The organism is Mycobacterium sp. (assembly GCF_025933915.1).
In the GTDB taxonomy this organism is placed as follows: domain Bacteria; phylum Actinomycetota; class Actinomycetes; order Mycobacteriales; family Mycobacteriaceae; genus Mycobacterium.
Genome location: NZ_JAICZA010000093.1, coordinates 1 through 18,300 on the forward strand (window position 1 = coordinate 1; position 18,300 = coordinate 18,300).

An 18,300-nucleotide genomic window follows, 5' to 3' on the forward strand; every position below is an offset into this window, starting at 1 on the left:
AGCAGGTAGCAGGTAGCAGGTAGCGCAATATCGCCGGTGGGTGCGCACAGGGCGGGGAACAACAGGGCGCTGCCCGGGGTGGTGATGAAAGTGTGCCCGTCGGGCAGCGTCCAGATCACCGTGCCATCGGGTAGCTGGCCGCTGGGCCTGCAAGCCACACTGGCGCACCTGTGTCTTGCCGATGCCCGTAGCTATGTGATGCCGTGGCTAGCGCGGCCGCGCTGCTGCTCCGATGCCAAGTACTCCACCATCCTGCAAAGGTTGACAACAGCCGCGCTCAACTTGTGGATGGTGGCGTCCCGATCTTCCGCGCACGACTGCCAGTCCGGGAACTCCTGCGGCAATTTCTGGTTGTCTGCGTTGGCGTGGATTTTCTGCTCAATTTGCTCACACACATCCGCGAGGGTCAACTCCCCCGGCGAACCGATGTCGGCGAACCAATTGTCAGTCATATCAGATCGTCTCCTCTCGAGAAACAAAGCGCCCGAATGTCGCAGGCTATCGGGTCCGACCGACGCGAATGTTGCATCGACTCGCAAGGTGGCCCCGGCGGATTGGAGAAAACACCGAGGCCACTTTGGTTAATCGTCGCGCCGCCGCCGGGGTCGCCGGTAGGGTCTTTGGGCATCAAATCTGCTTCGACTTGGCGTTCGAGGGGGTATCCCAGACGAATGCCCGTGCCATCGGGCAGCTGGTTGTCGCGCCAGCCACGGGGCACCGACGGGAGCGGAGGCAGCCGTCGCGCCCCCGAAGCGCGCTACCGGCCGAGCCGCGCAAGCACCTCGGCGACGACGGCATCCGCCGCGACGGAAACCTGATCCCCGGTACCGAGGTCTTTGACCCCGACGGTCCCCGCCTCGATATCGCGATCGCCGAGCACCAGCGCGATCCGGGCACCGGACCGGTCGGCCGCCCGCATCGCGCCCTTGAGCCCGCGGTCGCCGTAGGCCAGGTCGGCGCGCACACCGGCGACCCGCAGCTGGCCGGCCAGCACCGCCAGGCGCAGCTTGGCCTGCTCGCTCAGCGGCACACCGAACACGTCGCAGCGGGTGGTCTCCCCCACGCTCTTGCCCTCGGCTCGCAGGGCCAGCAGGGTGCGGTCCACGCCGAGCCCAAATCCGATGCCGGACAGGTCTTGTCCGCCGAGCTCGCGCATCAGGCCGTCGTAGCGGCCGCCGCCGCCGATGCCGGACTGCGCACCCAGCCCGTCGTGCACGAACTCGAAGGTGGTCTTGGTGTAGTAGTCCAGCCCGCGCACCATCCGCGGGTTGATGACGTAGGGCACCGAGAACGCGTCCAGATGCGCCAGCACGGTGTCGAAGTGCTGTTTGGCCGCATCGGACAGGTGATCGAGCAGCACCGGCGCGTCGGCCGTCATGGCCTGCACCGCGGGTCGCTTGTCATCGAGGACGCGCAAAGGATTCAGCTGCGCGCGCCGTCGCGTCTCGTCATCGAGATCGAGGCCAAACAGGAAGTCCTGCAACAGTTCCCGGTATTGCGGCCGGCAGCTGTCGTCTCCCAGCGAGGTGATCTCCAGGCGGAAACCGTCGAGCCCCAGCGAGCGGAACCCGGCGTCGGCGACGGCGATGACCTCGGCATCGAGGGCCGGATCGTCGACGCCGATCGCCTCCACGCCGACCTGCTGCAGCTGGCGATACCGGCCGGCCTGCGGACGTTCGTAGCGGAAGAACGGTCCCGCATAACAGAGTTTCACCGGCAACGCGCCACGGTCCAGACCGTGTTCGATCACGGCGCGCACCACGCCCGCGGTTCCCTCGGGCCGCAGCGTCACCGAGCGGTCGCCACGGTCGGCGAACGTGTACATCTCCTTGGACACGACGTCGGTGGATTCGCCGACACCGCGGGCGAACAGCGCGGTGTCCTCGAAGATGGGCAGCTCGATGTCGCCGTAACCGGCGCGGCGGGCGGCGCCCAGCAGTCCGTCGCGCACCGCGACGAACTGCGCCGAGTCGGGCGGGACGTAGTCCGGGACCCCCTTGGGCGCCGCGAAGGCTGAGTGATCCGCCACGGGCTAGAGGCCTTCGAGGAACGGGTTGAGGCGCCGCTCGGCGCCGATGGTGGTGGCGTTGCCGTGCCCCGGCAACACCACGGTCGTGTCGTCGAGCACCAGGAGTTTGCCGACGATCGAGGTCAGCAAGTCGCGTCCGCTGCCACCGAACAGGTCGGTGCGCCCGACCGAACGCTCGAACAGGGTGTCGCCGGTGAACACATAGTCTTTGCCGTCCTTGTCGGACGACACGCGGAACACCACCGATCCGCGGGTGTGCCCGGGGGTGTGATCGACGTTGACCGTCACGCTGCCCAGGTCGAGCTTGTCGCCGTCACGGTCCAGCTCGACGACCTGCTTGGGCTCCCGCCAGAACGCGCCCGCCACCATCTGCGCCAGGCGGGGGCCCAGGCCGTAGATCGGGTCTTTGAGCATGAACCTGTCCTCGGGATGGATGTAGGTCGGGCAACCATAGGTGTCGGACACCTTCTGCGCCGACCACATGTGGTCGATGTGCCCGTGGGTCAGCAGCACCGCGGCCGGCGTCAGCCGGTTCTCGTCCAGGATGCGCCGCAGCGGGGCCATCACCCGCTGTCCCGGATCCACGACGACGGCGTCCGTTCCGGGCCGCTCGGCCAGCACGTAGCAGTTGCACTGCAACATGCCCGCGGGAAATCCGGTGATCAACACGGCTCCCATTTTCCCACGGGGCCCACTTGACACGAGTCGCGGCGCCCACATTAGCCTGAGCTGGCACCCCACGGGTTCAGGGAACTCCGACTTCACCAAGCATGGAGGCAGAGCGGCCGTGCCGACCAACGAACAACGACGTGCCAACGCCAAACGCAAGCTCGAACGGCAGCTGGAGCGGCGCGCGAAGCAAGCCAAGACGCGCCGGATCGTGCTGATCGCGGCCGCCTCGATCGTGGCCGTCGCCGTGATCGCCGTGGTGGTCATCACGATCATCAATGCCAAGCACGAGCACAAGAGCAACACCGCGGCGACGACGACCGCCAGCAGCTCGCCGGAGTCCACGACGCCCGCCGGGCCGGCGCCGTCCGCCCCGCCGTTGCCGCCGTTCAAGCCGTCGGCCGAGGTGGGCGCCAACTGTCAGTATCCGGCGACGCCGGAGCCGGCGGCCAAGCAGGTGAAGCCGCCCCGGACCGGCAAGGTGCCGACCGATCCGGCTCAGGTCAGCGCCAGCATGGTGACCAACCAGGGCCACATGGGTCTGATGCTGGCCAACAACGAATCCCCTTGCACGGTCAATAGTTTCGCGAGCCTGATCGGCCAGAAATACTTCGACAACACCAAATGCCACCGGCTGACCACGTCGCCGGGGTTGGGCGTGTTGCAGTGCGGCGACCCCAAGGGCGAGGGCACGGGCGGGCCGGGCTATCAATTCGCCAACGAATATCCGACCGACCAATACCCGCCGAATGACCCCAAGGCGCAGGAGCCCGTCCTCTACCCGCGCGGCACCCTGGCCATGGCCAACGCCGGGCCCGGCACCAACGGCAGCCAGTTCTTCATGGTCTACAAGGACTCCCAGCTGCCGCCGCAATACACCGTGTTCGGCACCATTCAGCCAGACGGGCTGGCCACGCTGGACAAGATCGCCAAGGCCGGTGTCGCCGGCGGCGGCGAAGACGGGGCACCCGCCGCCGAGGTCACCATCACCTCGGTGCTGCTCGACTGAACCCTCGACTGAATCCGTAGCGGCGCAACGCACGCGCCGATTGGCGAGAATCACACGGCCACCGCGGCCGACAGCTTATTGTCGTTGCGTGGCGGCGAAGTCATTCGGGCAATACCAATTGCTGGAAGTCTTGGGACGCGGGGGCATGGGACAGGTCTACCGCGCCTACGACGCCAGCACCGACCGGGTGGTCGCGCTGAAGGTGTTGCCGTCGAACCTGGCTGAGGATCTCGAGTTTCAGCAGCGGTTCCGGCGCGAGGCACGCATTGCCGCAAGCCTCAACGACCCGCACGTGGTGCCGATCCATAGTTACGGCGAAATCGATGGCCAGCTGTATGTCGACATGCGGTTGATCGAGGGCCGCGATCTGGTCGACTACATCGCCGAACACGGTGGACGGCTCAGCCCCGAGCGTGCGGTCGCGGTCGTCGAACAGGTTGCCGCGGCGCTGGATAGCGCGCATGAAGCGGGTTTGGTCCATCGCGACATCAAGCCGAAGAACATTTTGGTCACCACGGCACGGGATTTCGTCTACCTGATCGACTTTGGCATCGCCCGCAGCATGGCCGACACCTCGCTCACGCAAACCGGACACACGATGGGCACCGTGGCGTATATGGCACCCGAACGGTTCAGGGGCACAACGGATCACCGTGCCGACGTCTATTCGCTGGCCTGCGTCCTGCAGGAGTGCCTGACCGGGAAGCGTCCCTTCGCGGGCGAAAGCCTCGAAGAACAGCTCAACGCGCATCTGAGCATTCCGCCACCGCAACCGTCGGCCGCCGTGCCCGGCGTGCCCCCGGCACTGGACGCGGTGGTCGCGCGCGGGATGGCGAAGGACGTCGAGCACCGCTACCAATCGGTGATGGAACTCGCCCAGGCCGCCCGTGCCGCACTGACCGGTCCCGCGAGCGGAGCGATCGGAACCCCTTCGCCGGTGGCGGCCCAATCACCGGGCGTTCCCGCGCCGCCGGGGCCCGACCCGCGGCCGCAGTATCACCGGCCAACGCATTCGCGGCGTTTGCTGGTGGGCATCGTCGGCGCGTCGGCCCTGGCCCTGACCGCGGTAGCGGCGTTGGTCATCGCGTTGGTGGCCCAGAGTCACGGCTCGAATGACAGCCAGGCGTCGAGCGCCCCGGCGCGGGCCCGGGTGCCCGGCAGGACGGGATCGAACCCCGGTGCGAGCGGCCCGACCTCGGCGACCGTGCCGCCGTTGCCGGCGTTCGCACCACCGGCCGACCCGGGCGCCAACTGCCAGTACCGGTCGGTGCCGGATCCCGTCTCCCGGCCCGTCAGCCCACCGCCGTCGGGGCGGGTGTCCACCACCCCCGCGCAGATCGGTGTGGTCATCTCCACCAACTTCGGTGATATCGCCCTGCAGCTCGCCAATTCCGAGTCCCCGTGCACGGTGAACAGTTTCGTGAGCCTGACCAAGCAGCAGTTCTTCGACAACACCCAGTGCGCCCGGCTGATCAGCTCCCCGGACGGCGGGTCGCTGCTGTGCGGCGGCCCCGACGTGGACGGCTCCGGCGGTCCCGGTTACGAATTCGCCGACGAGTATCCGGCCAACCAATACCAGCCCGACGATCCCGCGCTGAGGGCGACGGTCGTGTACCCGCGCGGGACCGTCGTCATGGCCACCGAGGGACCCAACACCAACGGCAGCCAGTTCGCGTTGATCTTCAAGGATTCCGAGATGGACCCGCAGAGCACGGTGTTGGGCACGATCGACGAGGCGGGGCTGGAGACGCTCGACAAGATCTCCCGGGCCGGTATCGCCGGCAACCGTCAGAGTGGCGCTCCCACCAATCCGGTGACGATCAGCTCGGTGCGGCTGAGCTGAACCCGCCTCAGGCCGCGGACGTCACGCGGTAGACGTCGTAGACGCCTTCGACGTTGCGCACCACGTTGAGCAGATGACCGAGGTGCTTGGGATCGCCCATCTCAAAGGTGAACCGGCTGATGGCAACTCGGTCACCCGACGTCGTGACGGACGCGGACAAGATGTTGACCTTCTCGTCGGCCAGCACGCGCGTGACATCCGACAGCAGCCGGTGCCGGTCGAGCGCCTCGACCTGGATGGCCACCAGGAACACCGACGACGGCGACGGCGCCCAATGCACCTCGATGATGCGCTCGGACTGCTGCTGCAGCGACGCGGCGTTGGTGCAGTCGGTGCGGTGCACGCTGACTCCGCCGCCCCGGGTGACAAACCCCATGATCTGGTCGCCGGGCACCGGCGTGCAGCATTTCGCCAGCTTGGTCAGCACGCCCGGCGCGCCGGGGACCGAGACCCCGACGTCGTCGCTGCTGCGGGGCCGCCGCAGCATGGTCGTCGGGGTGGACCGTTCGGCGAGGTCCTCCTCGGCCTGGTCGATGCCGCCGAGCTCGGCCAGCAGCCGCTGCACGACGTGCCGGGCCGACACGTGCCCCTCACCGATCGCGGTGTAGAGGGCGGACACATCGAGGTAGTGCAGCTCGCGGGCCACCGCCCCCAGGGTTTCACCATTGACCAAGCGCTGCAACGGAAGTCCACCGCGACGCACCTCACGGGCCATGGCGTCCTTGCCGGCCTCCAGCGCCTCCTCGCGGCGCTCCTTGGCGAACCATTGCCGGATCTTGGCCTTGGCGCGCGGTGACACCACGAATTGCTGCCAGTCCCGCGACGGCCCGGCATTGGCGGCCTTGGAGGTGAAAACCTCGACGACTTCCCCGTTTTCCAGCTTGCGTTCCAGCGCCACCAGGCGCCCGTTGACCCGCGCGCCGATGCAGCGGTGGCCCACCTCGGTGTGCACCGCGTAGGCGAAGTCCACCGGCGTCGAGCCGGTCGGCAGGGTGATGACGTCACCCTTGGGGGTGAACACGAAGATCTCTTGTACCGCAAGGTCATAACGCAACGACTCGAGGAACTCGCCCGGGTCGGCGGCCTCCCGTTGCCAGTCGAGCAGCTGACGCATCCAGGCCATGTCGTCGATCTCGGCGGCGGCGTGCGGATGCGGAACGCCGTTGCGGCCCTTGGCTTCCTTGTAGCGCCAGTGCGCGGCGATCCCGTACTCCGCGGTGCGGTGCATCTCGCGGGTGCGGATCTGGATCTCCAGCGGCTTGCCCTCCGGACCGATCACGGTGGTATGCAGCGACTGGTACACGCCGTAGCGCGGCTGGGCGATGTAGTCCTTGAACCGGCCCGCCATCGGCTGCCACAGCGAATGCACCACGCCCACAGCGGCATAGCAGTCGCGGATCTCGTCGCACAGGATGCGGATACCGACCAGGTCGTGGATGTCGTCGAAGTCTCGCCCCTTGACGATCATCTTCTGATAGATCGACCAGTAATGCTTGGGCCGGCCCTCCACCGTCGCCTTGATCTTCGACGCGTTCAGCGTGCTGACGATCTCGGCGCGGACCTTGGCCAGGTAGGTATCCCGCGACGGCGCGCGCCCGGCGACCAGCCGAACGATCTCCTCGTACTTCTTGGGATGCAGGATCGCGAACGAGAGGTCTTCCAGTTCCCACTTGACGCTTGCCATACCCAGCCGATGCGCAAGGGGGGCAATGACTTCCAGCGTCTCGCGGGCCTTGCGGGCCTGCTTCTCCGGCGGCAGGAACCGCATGGTGCGCATGTTGTGCAGCCGGTCGGCGACCTTGATCACCAGCACCCGGGGATCGCGCGCCATCGCGGTGATCATCTTGCGGATGGTCTCGCCTTCGGCGGCGCTGCCCAGCACCACCCGGTCCAGCTTCGTCACGCCATCGACGAGATGGCCCACCTCTTCCCCGAAGTCCTCGCTCAAAGCGTCCAGGGTGTACCCGGTGTCCTCGACGGTGTCGTGCAACAGCGCCGCCACCAAAGTGGTGGTGTCCATGCCCAATTCGGCCAGAATGGTGGCGACGGCCAGCGGGTGGGTGATGTAGGGGTCGCCGGAGTGGCGCAGCTGGGTGGCGTGGCGCTGGTCGGCGACCTCGAAGGCGCGCTGCAGCAGCGACACGTTCGCCTTCGGGTAGATCTCCCGGTGCACCGCCACCAGCGGTTCGAGCACCGGGTTGAGCGTGCTGCGCTGGGCGGTCATACGTCGGGCCAGCCTGGCCCGGACCCGCCGCGACGCGCTGCTGGACGTCTTCAGGGATTCGGCCGGCGGCTCCGGAGCCTCCATCGGCTGCGTGATGGCTGGCGACTCTGTGACTTTGGTGGGCGCGTCGAGCGCTTGCGCCGCGCTGTTGTCATCCGCCACGTTCGGTCACCTCCGAATTCGAGGATACGTCCTCTGGAACCAACTGCCCGAAAGCGCTACTCGCACGTCAGGCTGTGTACGGGCAGCGGCGCGACCGTTTCCCGGCCGCCCAGCCCGTCGAGTTCGAACACCACCGCCGCCGCCAGCACGTTGGCTCCGGCGCGCTCGAGCAGCCGGGCCGCCGCGGCCAGGGTGCCGCCGGTGGCCAGCACGTCGTCGATGATCACGACGTTGCGTCCGCGCAGCTCGATACCCTCGGCGGGGATCTCCAGCGTCGCAGTGCCGTATTCCAGGTCGTACCGCTCGGCGTGCACCGGCGGCGGCAATTTCCCGGCCTTGCGAATGGCCAAAACGCCGGTCCGCAGCCGGCCGGCGACGGCCGCGGCCACCAGGAACCCCCGGGATTCGATGCCGGCCACCAGATCGGCGCCGGACGCGATCTCGGCCACCGCGCCGGTGACCGCCGTCATCGCCGTCGCGTCGGCGAACAACGGGGTGAGGTCCTTGAACTGGATTCCCGGCTTGGGGAAGTCGGCCACTTTGCGCGTCCGCGACGCGATGAGCTCCGCCACGGGGGGCCGTCCGTCGGCGTTCGTCACCGACACCTCACTGCACCAGGGCCCATCGGTCCATGTTCCAGCCCACGCCCCAACGGGTCGGGTTCGCGCTCACCGCGTACATCTTCTTGGACATCAGCAACGTGCGCTGCTGCCGGTACAGGGGCAGGGTGGGCATATCGCCCCACAGTATCGGGGCGGTTTCGGCCAACAGCCTGACTCGCTCGGCGGCATCGGCCGATACCGCCAGCGCCCCGATTGCGCCGTCGACCTGAGGATTCGCATATCCGGACAGGTTGTTTCCGTTGCCGGTGTGCAGGGCGTAGGCATCCAGCGCCGAGGAGCCCGTCGAACCGCTGCCGGTGGCGCCCCCGGTGCTGGCCAGCAACGCGTCGATCTTTCCGTCCCGAAGTGCCTGCGGGCCCGCGGTGTCCAGGGTGACGCCGGAGACGGTGATCCCGGCCGCGGCGCACGACTTGGTGATGACCCCGACGTTGACCGCGAGCCGCGCGTTGGGCCCCTGGTAGCCGATCCGCACCGTCAGCGGCGCACCGCCCAGCGCGTTGCGCGCGGCGACCGGATCCGCCTTGCTGAACGGGCCGGCCTCGGCGGCCCCGTCCGCCGCGGTGACGGCGTCATCACCGGCCGGGTTCAGACGTGAATTGGCGATCGGTGTCCCCGCGTCGTGGGCCAGCGCGTCGCGCGGCGTGCACAGCGCGACGGCGCGGCGGGCCTTGGGCGCCGAGAGCGGGCCCTGCGGGGCGAAGATCAGCTGCTCGATGCCGTCCGACGGTGCATCGGAGCGCTCGTAGTTGTCGGGTGTGGCCAGCGTTCCCGACGATCCCGCGGCGACGTCGACCACGTCGACGGTGCGGTTGTTGACCCGGTCCTGGATGTCGGGTCCCTGCGGCCAGATCGTGATCCGCTTGGTGATGGCCTTGGGCCCCCACCACCGGTCGTTGGCGACGAGCACCACCGCCCCACCCTCCAGGATGGATCCGATTTTGTAGGGCCCCGACGACGGGAAGCGCTTGAGGTCGATACCGGGTTTGAGGTCCCACATCGTGTTCCACAGCTTCGCGATCTGTTGCACCAGCGGTGCGTTGTGGCTGAGCAGCGCCGCGGTCACGTCGACGTTGAGTTGGTCGGCGATGACGTGCGACGGCATCAGCGAAGTCGCGCTGAACAGCTGGTTGTAGTCGACGACGCCGCGGTCCGGGACGAACGACACCCGGGCCTTCTTTTGCCCGGGCATGCACTCGACATTGGCGATGTCGATATAGCCGCCCCGGGTGGCCGCGTTGAACTCGGGGAAGCGGCCGGATTGCGCCGCCCAGGCGAGCACGATGTCGTCGCAGGTCAACGGCTTGCCGTCGGAGTAGACGGCGTTGTCGGCGATCTGGTAGTCCAGCACCAGCGGCGTGCCGCCGACCACCGAAACGGTGCCGAAGTCGCGGTCGGCGACGACTTGCCCGCCCGGGCCGTGATAGCTGAAGCCGGTGAGCGTGCGGGCGAAGGCCTGCGCTCCGGCCGATGCGGCGCCGACGACGGTGTTGGTGTTATAGGTGGTCAGCGGTCCGTCGACCACGTAATCGACCTCGGAGGCGGCGCTGCCGGCGCACGCGGCCAGCGTGAGACCCGCCGCCAGCACCACCGCCAGCCCGGCGCTGACCCACAGCGCTACACCCCACCGGCCGGTTGGCACGCCACGATCGGTCCCAGTTCCCCGGTACCTGGTGGCCATCCTGTCTACCGCCGGCCGACGTTCCGCTTGCCGGTGGGACGCCGGGTCCCGGTCGGCCGCACGGGACGGGCTCCCGGCGCCGGCTTGCTCGGCACGGGCCTGGACGACTCCGACGTCCTCGACGGCTCGCGTCCGGCCGCCGATTCGCCGGCGGTCGATTCGGCTTGCTCGGCGGCGTCGTCCTCGGTGTCGTCCACGTCCGAGGCGTTCTCGGCGCCCGCCCGCGAACCTCCGGCGCGCCGCCTCAAGACGCGGCGGGTGTGGGTGCGCACCAACTCGGTGCGTTCCCGCATGCTGACCAGCAGCGGGGTGGCGAAGAAGATCGAGGAGTAGGTGCCGACGATGATGCCGATCAGCTGCACCAGCGCCAGGTCCTTCAGGGTGCCGACACCGAGCAGCCACACCGCCACCACCATCAGCGCCAGCACCGGCAGCACACCGATGAGGCTGGTGTTGATGGACCGCATGAACGTCTGGTTGACCGCCAGATTGGCCTCTTCGGCGAACGTGCGCTTGGGTTTGTGCTGGAAGCCGTGGGTGTTCTCCTCGACCTTGTCGAACACGATGACGGTGTCATAGAGGGAGAAGCCGAGGATCGTCAGCAAGCCGATGACCGTGGCCGGGGTGACCTCGAAACCCACCAGCGAATACACGCCGGCCGTAACCGCCAGGTCGAAGAACATCGCCGCGATCGCGGCCAGCGTCATGTAGCGCTCGTAGCGGACGGTGATGTACACGCCGACCAGCGCCAAGAACACCACCAGGGCGATCAGCGCCTTCGTGGTGATCTGGTCACCCCAGGTCTCGGAGACGGCCGAGTCGCTGATGGCCTGCTTGTTGGGTTTGCCGTCGGGGCCTTTGGGTCCGAACGCGTCGAACAACGCGTTGCGCAGCTTGGCCGTCTGGTCGTTGGACAGCGTCTCGGAGCGGATCTGCACGGTCGCCGCGGCGCCACTGCCGACGACGACCACCGATTCCGGATCGTTGCCGAGGGTCTTGCGGAACACGTCTTGGACTTCGGAGGTGTGCACCGTGCCGTTCGCCCCGTCCGCGGGCATCGACAGCGTGGTACCGCCGTTGAAGTCGATGCCGAAGCTGAAGCCGCGCAGCACGATGGACAGGAGCGCGATCCCGACGATCGCGCCGCTGATGCCGAACCACAATCGGCGCCGTCCGACCACTTCGAACGCGCCGGTCCCGGTGTAGAGGCGCGACAGGAAGCTATGGTGCGGCGCCCCGGCGGTGCCGGCACCGTCGCTCAATTCTGTTGTGCCCGCGGAGGCTTCGGTGATTTCGGTCGCGTCTTTGGAGGCCATCATGCTATCCCCGTCCCGTCCTGACCTGCGACGAACCTCGGCGTTCGCGGGCGACCTGCTGGATCGCGCCCAGGCCGTTGTATGCGGGTTTCGCCAGCGTCGGCGACTTGGAGGCCAGATAGACCAGCGGCCACGTCACCAGGAACACCACCACCAGGTCAAGGATCGTGGTGAGGCCCAACGTGAATGCGAAGCCCTTCACCTGGCCGATGGCCAGGAAGTACAGCACCGCGGCGGCCAGGAAGGTGACCGCGTTACCCGAGACGATCGTCTTACGCGCCCGCACCCAGCCTCGCGGCACCGCCGACCGGAACGAACGCCCTTCCCGGATCTCGTCTTTGATGCGCTCGAAGAAGACCACGAACGAGTCGGCGGTGGTGCCGATGCCGATGATCAGACCCGCGATGCCGGCCAGGTCGAGGGTGTAGTTGATATACCTGCCCAGAAGCACCAGGAGCGCGAAAACCACTACGCCGGAAGCCGCTAACGACAGTGCGGTGAGCAACCCCAGCACGCGGTAGTACAGCAAGGAATACACCAGCACCAGGATCAGGCCGATCGCACCGGCGATCAGCCCGGCGCGCAACGAGGTCAATCCCAGTGTGGCCGAGACGGTTTGGGCTTCCGACGATTGGAAGGACAGCGGCAACGACCCATATTTGAGGACGTTGGCCAGCTGGCGCGCGCTGGAGGCGGTGAACGGCGGGTCGCCGCCGCTGATCTGGGTGCGGCCGCCGGGGATGGCTTCCTGGATCATCGGGGCGGACACGACCTGCGAGTCCAGCGTGAAGGCGGTCTGGGTGCCGATGTGGGCGGCGGTGAAATCCGCCCAGATGTTCGCGGCCGCCTGCTTGAACTGAAGGTCGACCACGTAGCCGATGCCACGCTGGTTCATGCTCGAGGTGGCGTTCTCGATCTGGTCACCGCTGATGATCGACGGCCCCAGCAGATAGGCCACCTTGTGGTCGGTGGAGCAGGTGATCAGCGGCTGGGCGGGGTCGTCGTTGCCGGCCAGGATGTCTTCTTTGTCGCAGCGCGTCGCCTGGAACTGCAACGCGAGGAATTGAATGCCCTGCCGGGTGCTTTGCCGCCACTTCTTCTCATCGGAGATGCGCTCGGCGAGGTCCTTGCGCGGGTCCGGCGAGGCGGGCTGCTCGGCGGGCGGCGCCTCCCCGGCCGGGGCGGCGGGTGCGGGAGCGCCGGGCGCGGGTGCCGGCGCTTGGGCCGGTGCGGGAGGCGCGGGGCTGGGGGATGGCGGCGGGTCCTGCGGGTAGGGCCGCGGCTGGGCGCCCGGCTTGCCGCCCGGTGCGGGCTGGCCCGCCGGTGGCGGTGCGGGCTGACCCGGCGCGGGCTGACCCGGCACGGGTTGACCGGGTGCCGGTTGACCGGGTGCCGGTTGATCGGGCGCGGGCTGACCGGGTGCCGGCTGGCGCGGCGCGGGCTTGGGCTCGGCGCTTTGGGCCGGCATCGAGTTGAGCACCGGACGGATGTAGAGCCGGGCGGTCTGGCCCAGGTTGCGGGCCTCGTTGCCGTCGTTCCCGGGAACCGTGATGACCAGGTTGTCGCCGTCGACCACGACCTCCGAACCGGAGACGCCAAGTCCGTTGACCCGGGCACCGATGATCTGCTGCGCCTGCGCCAACGCCTCACGACTGGGGCGTGAACCGTCCGGGGTGCGCGCGGTCAACGTGACGCGGGTGCCGCCCTGAAGGTCGATCCCGAGCTTGGGGGCGGCCTTCTTGTCCCCGGTGAGGAACACCAGCAGGTAGACGCCGACGAGCAATAACAAGAAGGCCGACAGGTAGCGGGCAGGGTGCACCGGCGCCGAAGAGGATGCCACGTTCCTTCTATCTCCTCGAGAATCGGTTACTTACCCCGGACAGAGCCTAGAAAAGCCTACGTGGCCCCGGGGAGGCCGTTGCGCAAGCGGTCCTCCCCCGGAGTATTTGGCGTCAGGAATCCTTGGTGACCGCGCCCTCGTCGGCGGAGTCGTCCTCTTCGACCAGGTCTTCGTCGTCGTCGGGCAGGATCCGGTCGCGGATCGCCAGCTTCATCCAGGTGGTCACGACGCCGGGCGCGATCTCAAGGTCGACGGTGTCTTCGGTGATCTCGACGACGATGGCCTGCAGGCCCGACGTGGTGTGCACCCGATCGCCCGGACTCAACGACTCGTGCAGGTCGATGGTGGCCTGCATCGCGCGCTTCTGGCGCCGCGATGCGAAGTACATGAACCCGCCCATGATGAGCAGGAACGGCAGGAACAGGATCAAACTCTCCATGGGCGCGCCTGTGTCTTTCTTTCTTGTGATCTCGGGGATGGGTGCCGGGCCGACTCGAGCGTCGCGCACCTCGTCATGGTCCAGTGTGCCCGTTCAGTCTGGCAGGCCGCGGCCCGTCACCCACCGCCGCGGTGCAACCGGTGCCCACCGGCGGCAAGCTCGATAGGCTTTCAAGGCGACGCGACGCGCGCGCCGCGGGGAGGAGTTAAGTGGTGGCCGGCCTCGAGCAGACTCGCCAATTGGTCACCGAGATTCCCGGTCCGGCGTCGCTGGAACTGAGCAAACGCCGGGCGGCGGCGGTGTCGCACGCGGTGAACGTCTCGGTCCCGGTCTTCGTGGCGCGCGCCGGCGGCGGCATCATCGAGGACGTCGACGGCAACCGGCTCATCGACCTCGGTTCCGGCATCGCAGTGACGACCATCGGCAACTCCGCGCCCCGGGTGGTCGACGCGGTACGCGCGCAGGTGGCCGCGTTCACCCACACCTGCTTCATGGTGACGCCGTATGAGTCGTATGTCGCCGTCGCCGAAACGCTCAACCGGATCACCCCGGGCTCCGGCGAGAAACGCTCGGTGCTGTTCAATTCCGGCGCGGAGGCCGTCGAGAACGCGGTCAAGGTCGCGCGCTCATACACACGCAAGCCCGCCGTGGTGGCGTTCAACCACGCCTACCACGGCCGCACCAACCTGACGATGGCGCTGACCGCGAAGTCCATGCCCTACAAGGCCGGCTTCGGCCCGTTCGCGCCCGAGGTCTACCGGGCGCCGCTGTCCTATCCCTATCGGGACGGACTGATCGACAAGGAGCTGGCCACCGACGGGGAAAAGGCCGCCGCCCGGGCCATCAGGGTCATCGACAGCCAGATCGGCGCCGACAACCTGGCCGCCCTCGTCATCGAGCCGATCCAGGGCGAAGGCGGATTCATCGTCCCGGCCGAGGGGTTCCTGCCCGCCCTGCTGGACTGGTGCCGCAACAACGACGTGGTGTTCATCGCCGACGAGGTGCAAACCGGTTTCGCGCGTTCGGGCGCCATGTTCGCCTGCGAACACGAGGGTATTGAACCCGACCTGATCTGCACCGCCAAGGCCATCGCCGGCGGGCTGCCCTTGTCGGCGGTCACCGGCCGGGCTCAGATCATGGATGCGCCGCATGTCGGCGGCTTGGGCGGCACCTTCGGCGGAAACCCGCTGGCGTGCGCGGCGGCGTTGGCGACCATCGAGACGATCGAGAGCGACGGGCTGGTCGAACGCGCCCAGCAGCTGGAACGCCTGATCACCGAACCGCTGCTGCGGCTGCAGGCCGGCGACGACCGGATCGGCGACGTGCGCGGCCGGGGCGCGATGATCGCCATCGAGTTGGTGAAGTCGGGGACCGCCGAGCCGGATAAAGAACTGACCCAGAAGCTGTCCGTCGCGGCCGCCGCCGCCGGTGTCATCGTGCTGACCTGCGGCATGTTCGGCAATGTCGTCCGGTTGCTGCCGCCGCTGACCATCAGCGACGAGCTGTTGACCGAGGGCATCGACATCGTGAGCGGGCTGTTGCGCGACCTGTAAGGCCACGGCCCCCGTGGGCAATCTCACATGTAGGCCAAAGCCGTATCATGGTGGAATACCGTTACTTTAGCTAACGTTCTATGTTGTCAGCGCGGACAGCGCATAGTGACTCGCTAACTTTTCATTCGCAAGGGATTTGTTTATGTCGACTGCTATTCATGACGAACGCCTCGACCGTCGCGTCGAGGAACTCATCGCCGGCGACCCTCAGTTCGCCGCCGCCCAACCGGACCCGGCGATCACCGCCGCCCTCGAACAGCCCGGGCTGCGGCTGCCGCAGATCATCCGGACCGTGCTCGACGGCTACGCGGGACGACCCGCGTTGGCCCAGCGCGTGGTGGAGTTCGTCACGGACGCAACGACCGGGCGTACCTCGGCGGAGCTGCTCCCCCGCTTCGAGACCCTCACCTACGGTGAACTCGGCGAACGGGTTTCGGCCCTCGGCCGCGCCTGGGCCGGCGACTCGGTGAGCCGGGGCGACCGGGTCTGCGTCCTGGGCTTCAACAGTGTCGACTACGCCACCATCGACATGGCGCTGGGCACGATCGGCGCGGTCTCGGTGCCGCTGCAGACCAGCGCCGCGATCGCGTCGCTGCAGCCGATCGTGACCGAGACCGAGCCCAGCCTGGTCGCGTCCAGCGTGAACCAGTTGCCCGAGGCCGTCGACCTGATCCGCAGCGGCGAACACGTGCCCGCCAAGCTCTCCAAACTCCTGGTATTCGACTACCACCCCGAGGTCGACGACCAGCGCGAGGCCGTCGAAAGCGCCGTCGCGCGGCTGGCCGACATCGGCGTCGTGGTCGAGACGCTGCCCGACGTGCTGCAGCGCGGCAAGGGCCTGCCGGCCGTCGCGGAGCGGGAAAGCGACGAGGACTCGCTGGCCCTGCTGATCTACACCTCCGGCAGCACCGGCGCGCCCAAGGGCGCGATGTACCCGCAGAGCAACGTCGGCAAGATGTGGCGCCGCGGCAGCAAGAACTGGTTCGGGGAAAGCGCCGCGTCGATCACCCTCAACTTCATGCCGATGAGCCACGTCATGGGACGCGGGATCCTCTACGGCACGCTGGGCAACGGCGGCACCGCCTACTTCGCGGCGCGCAGCGACCTGTCGACCCTACTCGAGGACCTCGAGTTGGTGCGGCCCACCGAGCTGAACTTCGTCCCGCGCATCTGGGAGACGCTGTACGGCGAATTCCAGCGCCAGGTGCAACGGCGGCTGGTCGAAGGTGATGACGGCGCAAGCCGCGCGGCCATTGAGGAAGAGGTGCTGGCCGAACAGCGCCAGTACCTGCTGGGCGGGCGGTTCATCTTCGCGATGACGGGCTCGGCGCCCACCTCACCGGAGTTGAAGGCCTGGGCCGAGTCGCTGCTCGAGATGCACCTGATGGACGGCTACGGCTCCACCGAGGCCGGAATGGTGTTGTTCGACGGGGAAATTCAGCGCCCGCCGGTCATCGATTACAAGCTGGTCGATGTTCCGGACCTGGGCTACTTCAGCACCGACCGGCCGCATCCGCGCGGTGAACTGCTGCTGCGGACCGAGAACATGTTCCCCGGCTACTACAAGCGGGCCGAGACCACCGCGAACGTCTTCGACGACGACGGCTACTACCGGACCGGCGACGTGTTCGCCGAGATCGCCGCGGAGCGGCTGGTATACGTCGACCGCCGCAACAACGTGCTCAAGCTCGCGCAGGGCGAGTTCGTCACCCTGGCGAAGCTGGAGGCGGTGTTCGGCAACAGCCCGCTGATCCGCCAGATCTACGTCTACGGCAACAGCTCCCAGCCGTACCTGCTGGCGGTCGTGGTGCCGACCGAAGAATCGTTGCAGCACAACGATATTGAGTCCCTCAAGCCGCAGATCGCCGACTCGCTGCAGAAGGTCGCGAAGGAGGCGGACCTGCAGTCCTACGAGGTGCCTCGCGACTTCGTCATCGAAACCACCCCGTTCACCCTGGAAAACGGTCTGCTGACCGGGATTCGCAAGCTGGCGTGGCCAAAGCTGAAGCAGCACTACGGGGAACGGCTGGAGCAGATCTACGCCGACCTGGCGGCCGGACAGGCCAACGAGCTGGCCGAACTGCGCCGCAGCGGTGCCGACGCGCCGGTGCTGCAGACCGTCGGCCGGGCCGCGGCCGCCATGTTGGGCGCCGCTGCCGGCGACCTGTCCCCCGACGCGCACTTCACCGATTTGGGCGGAGATTCGTTGTCGGCGTTGACATTCGGCAACCTACTGCGCGAGGTCTTCGACGTCGACGTGCCGGTGGGTGTCATCGTCAGCCCGGCCAACGACCTGGCGGCGATCGCCGGCTACATCGAGGGCGAGCGCAAGGGGACCAAGCGGCCCAGTTTCGCATCGGTACACGGGCGGGATGCGACCGACGTGCACGCGAGCGACCTCGCGCTGGACAAGTTCCTCGACGAGGCGACCCTGGCCGCCGCGACGAGCCTGCCGAAGCCGGCCACCGAGGTGCGCACGGTGTTGTTGACCGGCGCCACCGGCTTTTTGGGCCGCTACCTGGCGCTGGACTGGCTCGAGCGCATGGACATGGTGGACGGCAAGGTCATCGCCCTGGTGCGGGCCAAGTCCGACGAGGAGGCGCGCGCCCGGCTCGACAAGACCTTCGGCGTCGGCTCTCCCGAAGGCGACCCCACACTGCTCGCCCACTACCAGCGGCTGGCCGCCGACCACCTGGAGGTCATCGCGGGCGACAAGGGTGAGGCCAACCTGGGCCTGGACCAGCAGACCTGGCAGCGACTGGCCGACACCGTCGACGTCATCGTCGACCCCGCCGCGCTGGTCAACCACGTGTTGCCGTACAGCGAGCTGTTCGGGCCCAACGCCCTGGGCACCGCGGAGCTGATCCGGATCGCGCTGACGTCGAAGCAGAAGCCGTACACGTACGTGTCGACGA

13 protein-coding genes are annotated in these 18,300 nt (G+C 67.9%); 4 read left to right on the forward strand and 9 right to left on the reverse strand.

The annotated features are described in order from the left end of the window. Nucleotides 1–191: 191 nt before the first annotated feature. The 3 genes from Q0W90_RS15595 to Q0W90_RS15605 all read right to left on the reverse strand — a co-directional run bounded on the left by Q0W90_RS15595 (nucleotide 192) and on the right by Q0W90_RS15605 (nucleotide 2,698). Nucleotides 192–452, reverse strand: coding sequence for a hypothetical protein (locus tag Q0W90_RS15595; RefSeq protein WP_297599438.1), 261 nt, complete (start codon nucleotides 450–452; stop codon nucleotides 192–194). 305 nt (nucleotides 453–757) lie between these two features. Beyond that, nucleotides 758–2,029: a histidine--tRNA ligase gene (hisS, locus tag Q0W90_RS15600; protein WP_297775143.1), complete on the reverse strand. Its 1,272-nt coding sequence runs from the start codon at nucleotides 2,027–2,029 to the stop codon at nucleotides 758–760. A 3-nt stretch (nucleotides 2,030–2,032) separates the two neighbouring features. After that, on the reverse strand, nucleotides 2,033–2,698 hold the full coding sequence (locus tag Q0W90_RS15605; RefSeq protein WP_297599436.1) for an MBL fold metallo-hydrolase: 666 nt from the start codon (nucleotides 2,696–2,698) through the stop codon (nucleotides 2,033–2,035). A gap of 118 nt (nucleotides 2,699–2,816) precedes the next feature. On the opposite strand from Q0W90_RS15605, the gene Q0W90_RS15610 reads away from it, so the two are divergent. Beyond that, on the forward strand, nucleotides 2,817–3,707 hold the full coding sequence (locus Q0W90_RS15610; RefSeq protein WP_297599435.1) for a peptidylprolyl isomerase: 891 nt from the start codon (nucleotides 2,817–2,819) through the stop codon (nucleotides 3,705–3,707). Nucleotides 3,708–3,852: 145 nt separating this feature from the next. After that, on the forward strand, nucleotides 3,853–5,550 hold the full coding sequence (locus Q0W90_RS15615; protein WP_297775151.1) for a protein kinase: 1,698 nt from the start codon (nucleotides 3,853–3,855) through the stop codon (nucleotides 5,548–5,550). A gap of 7 nt (nucleotides 5,551–5,557) precedes the next feature. Here the strand turns inward: Q0W90_RS15615 and Q0W90_RS15620 are convergent, their stop codons facing one another. From Q0W90_RS15620 to yajC, 6 genes are all read right to left on the reverse strand, one after another. Beyond that, a complete protein-coding gene (locus Q0W90_RS15620; protein ID WP_297599433.1) occupies nucleotides 5,558–7,936 on the reverse strand; it encodes a bifunctional (p)ppGpp synthetase/guanosine-3',5'-bis(diphosphate) 3'-pyrophosphohydrolase in 2,379 nt (792 codons plus the stop codon). Nucleotides 7,937–7,992: 56 nt separating this feature from the next. Continuing rightward, a complete protein-coding gene (locus Q0W90_RS15625) occupies nucleotides 7,993–8,535 on the reverse strand; it encodes an adenine phosphoribosyltransferase (protein WP_297698553.1) in 543 nt (180 codons plus the stop codon). 7 nt (nucleotides 8,536–8,542) lie between these two features. Continuing rightward, a complete protein-coding gene (locus Q0W90_RS15630) occupies nucleotides 8,543–10,198 on the reverse strand; it encodes an ABC transporter substrate-binding protein (protein ID WP_297698555.1) in 1,656 nt (551 codons plus the stop codon). Nucleotides 10,199–10,242: 44 nt separating this feature from the next. Continuing rightward, nucleotides 10,243–11,556, reverse strand: coding sequence for a protein translocase subunit SecF (secF, locus tag Q0W90_RS15635; RefSeq protein ID WP_297599430.1), 1,314 nt, complete (start codon nucleotides 11,554–11,556; stop codon nucleotides 10,243–10,245). A 1-nt stretch (nucleotide 11,557) separates the two neighbouring features. Beyond that, complete coding sequence (secD, locus tag Q0W90_RS15640) at nucleotides 11,558–13,393, reverse strand: protein translocase subunit SecD (protein ID WP_297775145.1); 1,836 nt, start codon at nucleotides 13,391–13,393, stop codon at nucleotides 11,558–11,560. A 112-nt stretch (nucleotides 13,394–13,505) separates the two neighbouring features. Further along, the gene (gene yajC, locus Q0W90_RS15645; protein ID WP_297775147.1) at nucleotides 13,506–13,832 is read right to left on the reverse strand and encodes a preprotein translocase subunit YajC; all 327 of its coding nucleotides are present in this window, start codon (nucleotides 13,830–13,832) and stop codon (nucleotides 13,506–13,508) included. Nucleotides 13,833–14,044: 212 nt separating this feature from the next. On the opposite strand from yajC, the gene gabT reads away from it, so the two are divergent. Together gabT and car are read left to right on the forward strand one after the other, a co-directional pair. Then, entirely contained in the window at nucleotides 14,045–15,385 is a 1,341-nt protein-coding gene (gabT, locus tag Q0W90_RS15650) for a 4-aminobutyrate--2-oxoglutarate transaminase (protein WP_297775148.1), read from the forward strand. 142 nt (nucleotides 15,386–15,527) lie between these two features. After that, nucleotides 15,528–18,300 (forward strand): carboxylic acid reductase (car, locus tag Q0W90_RS15655; RefSeq protein WP_297775149.1); only part of this gene is annotated, 2,773 nt, incomplete at its 3' end.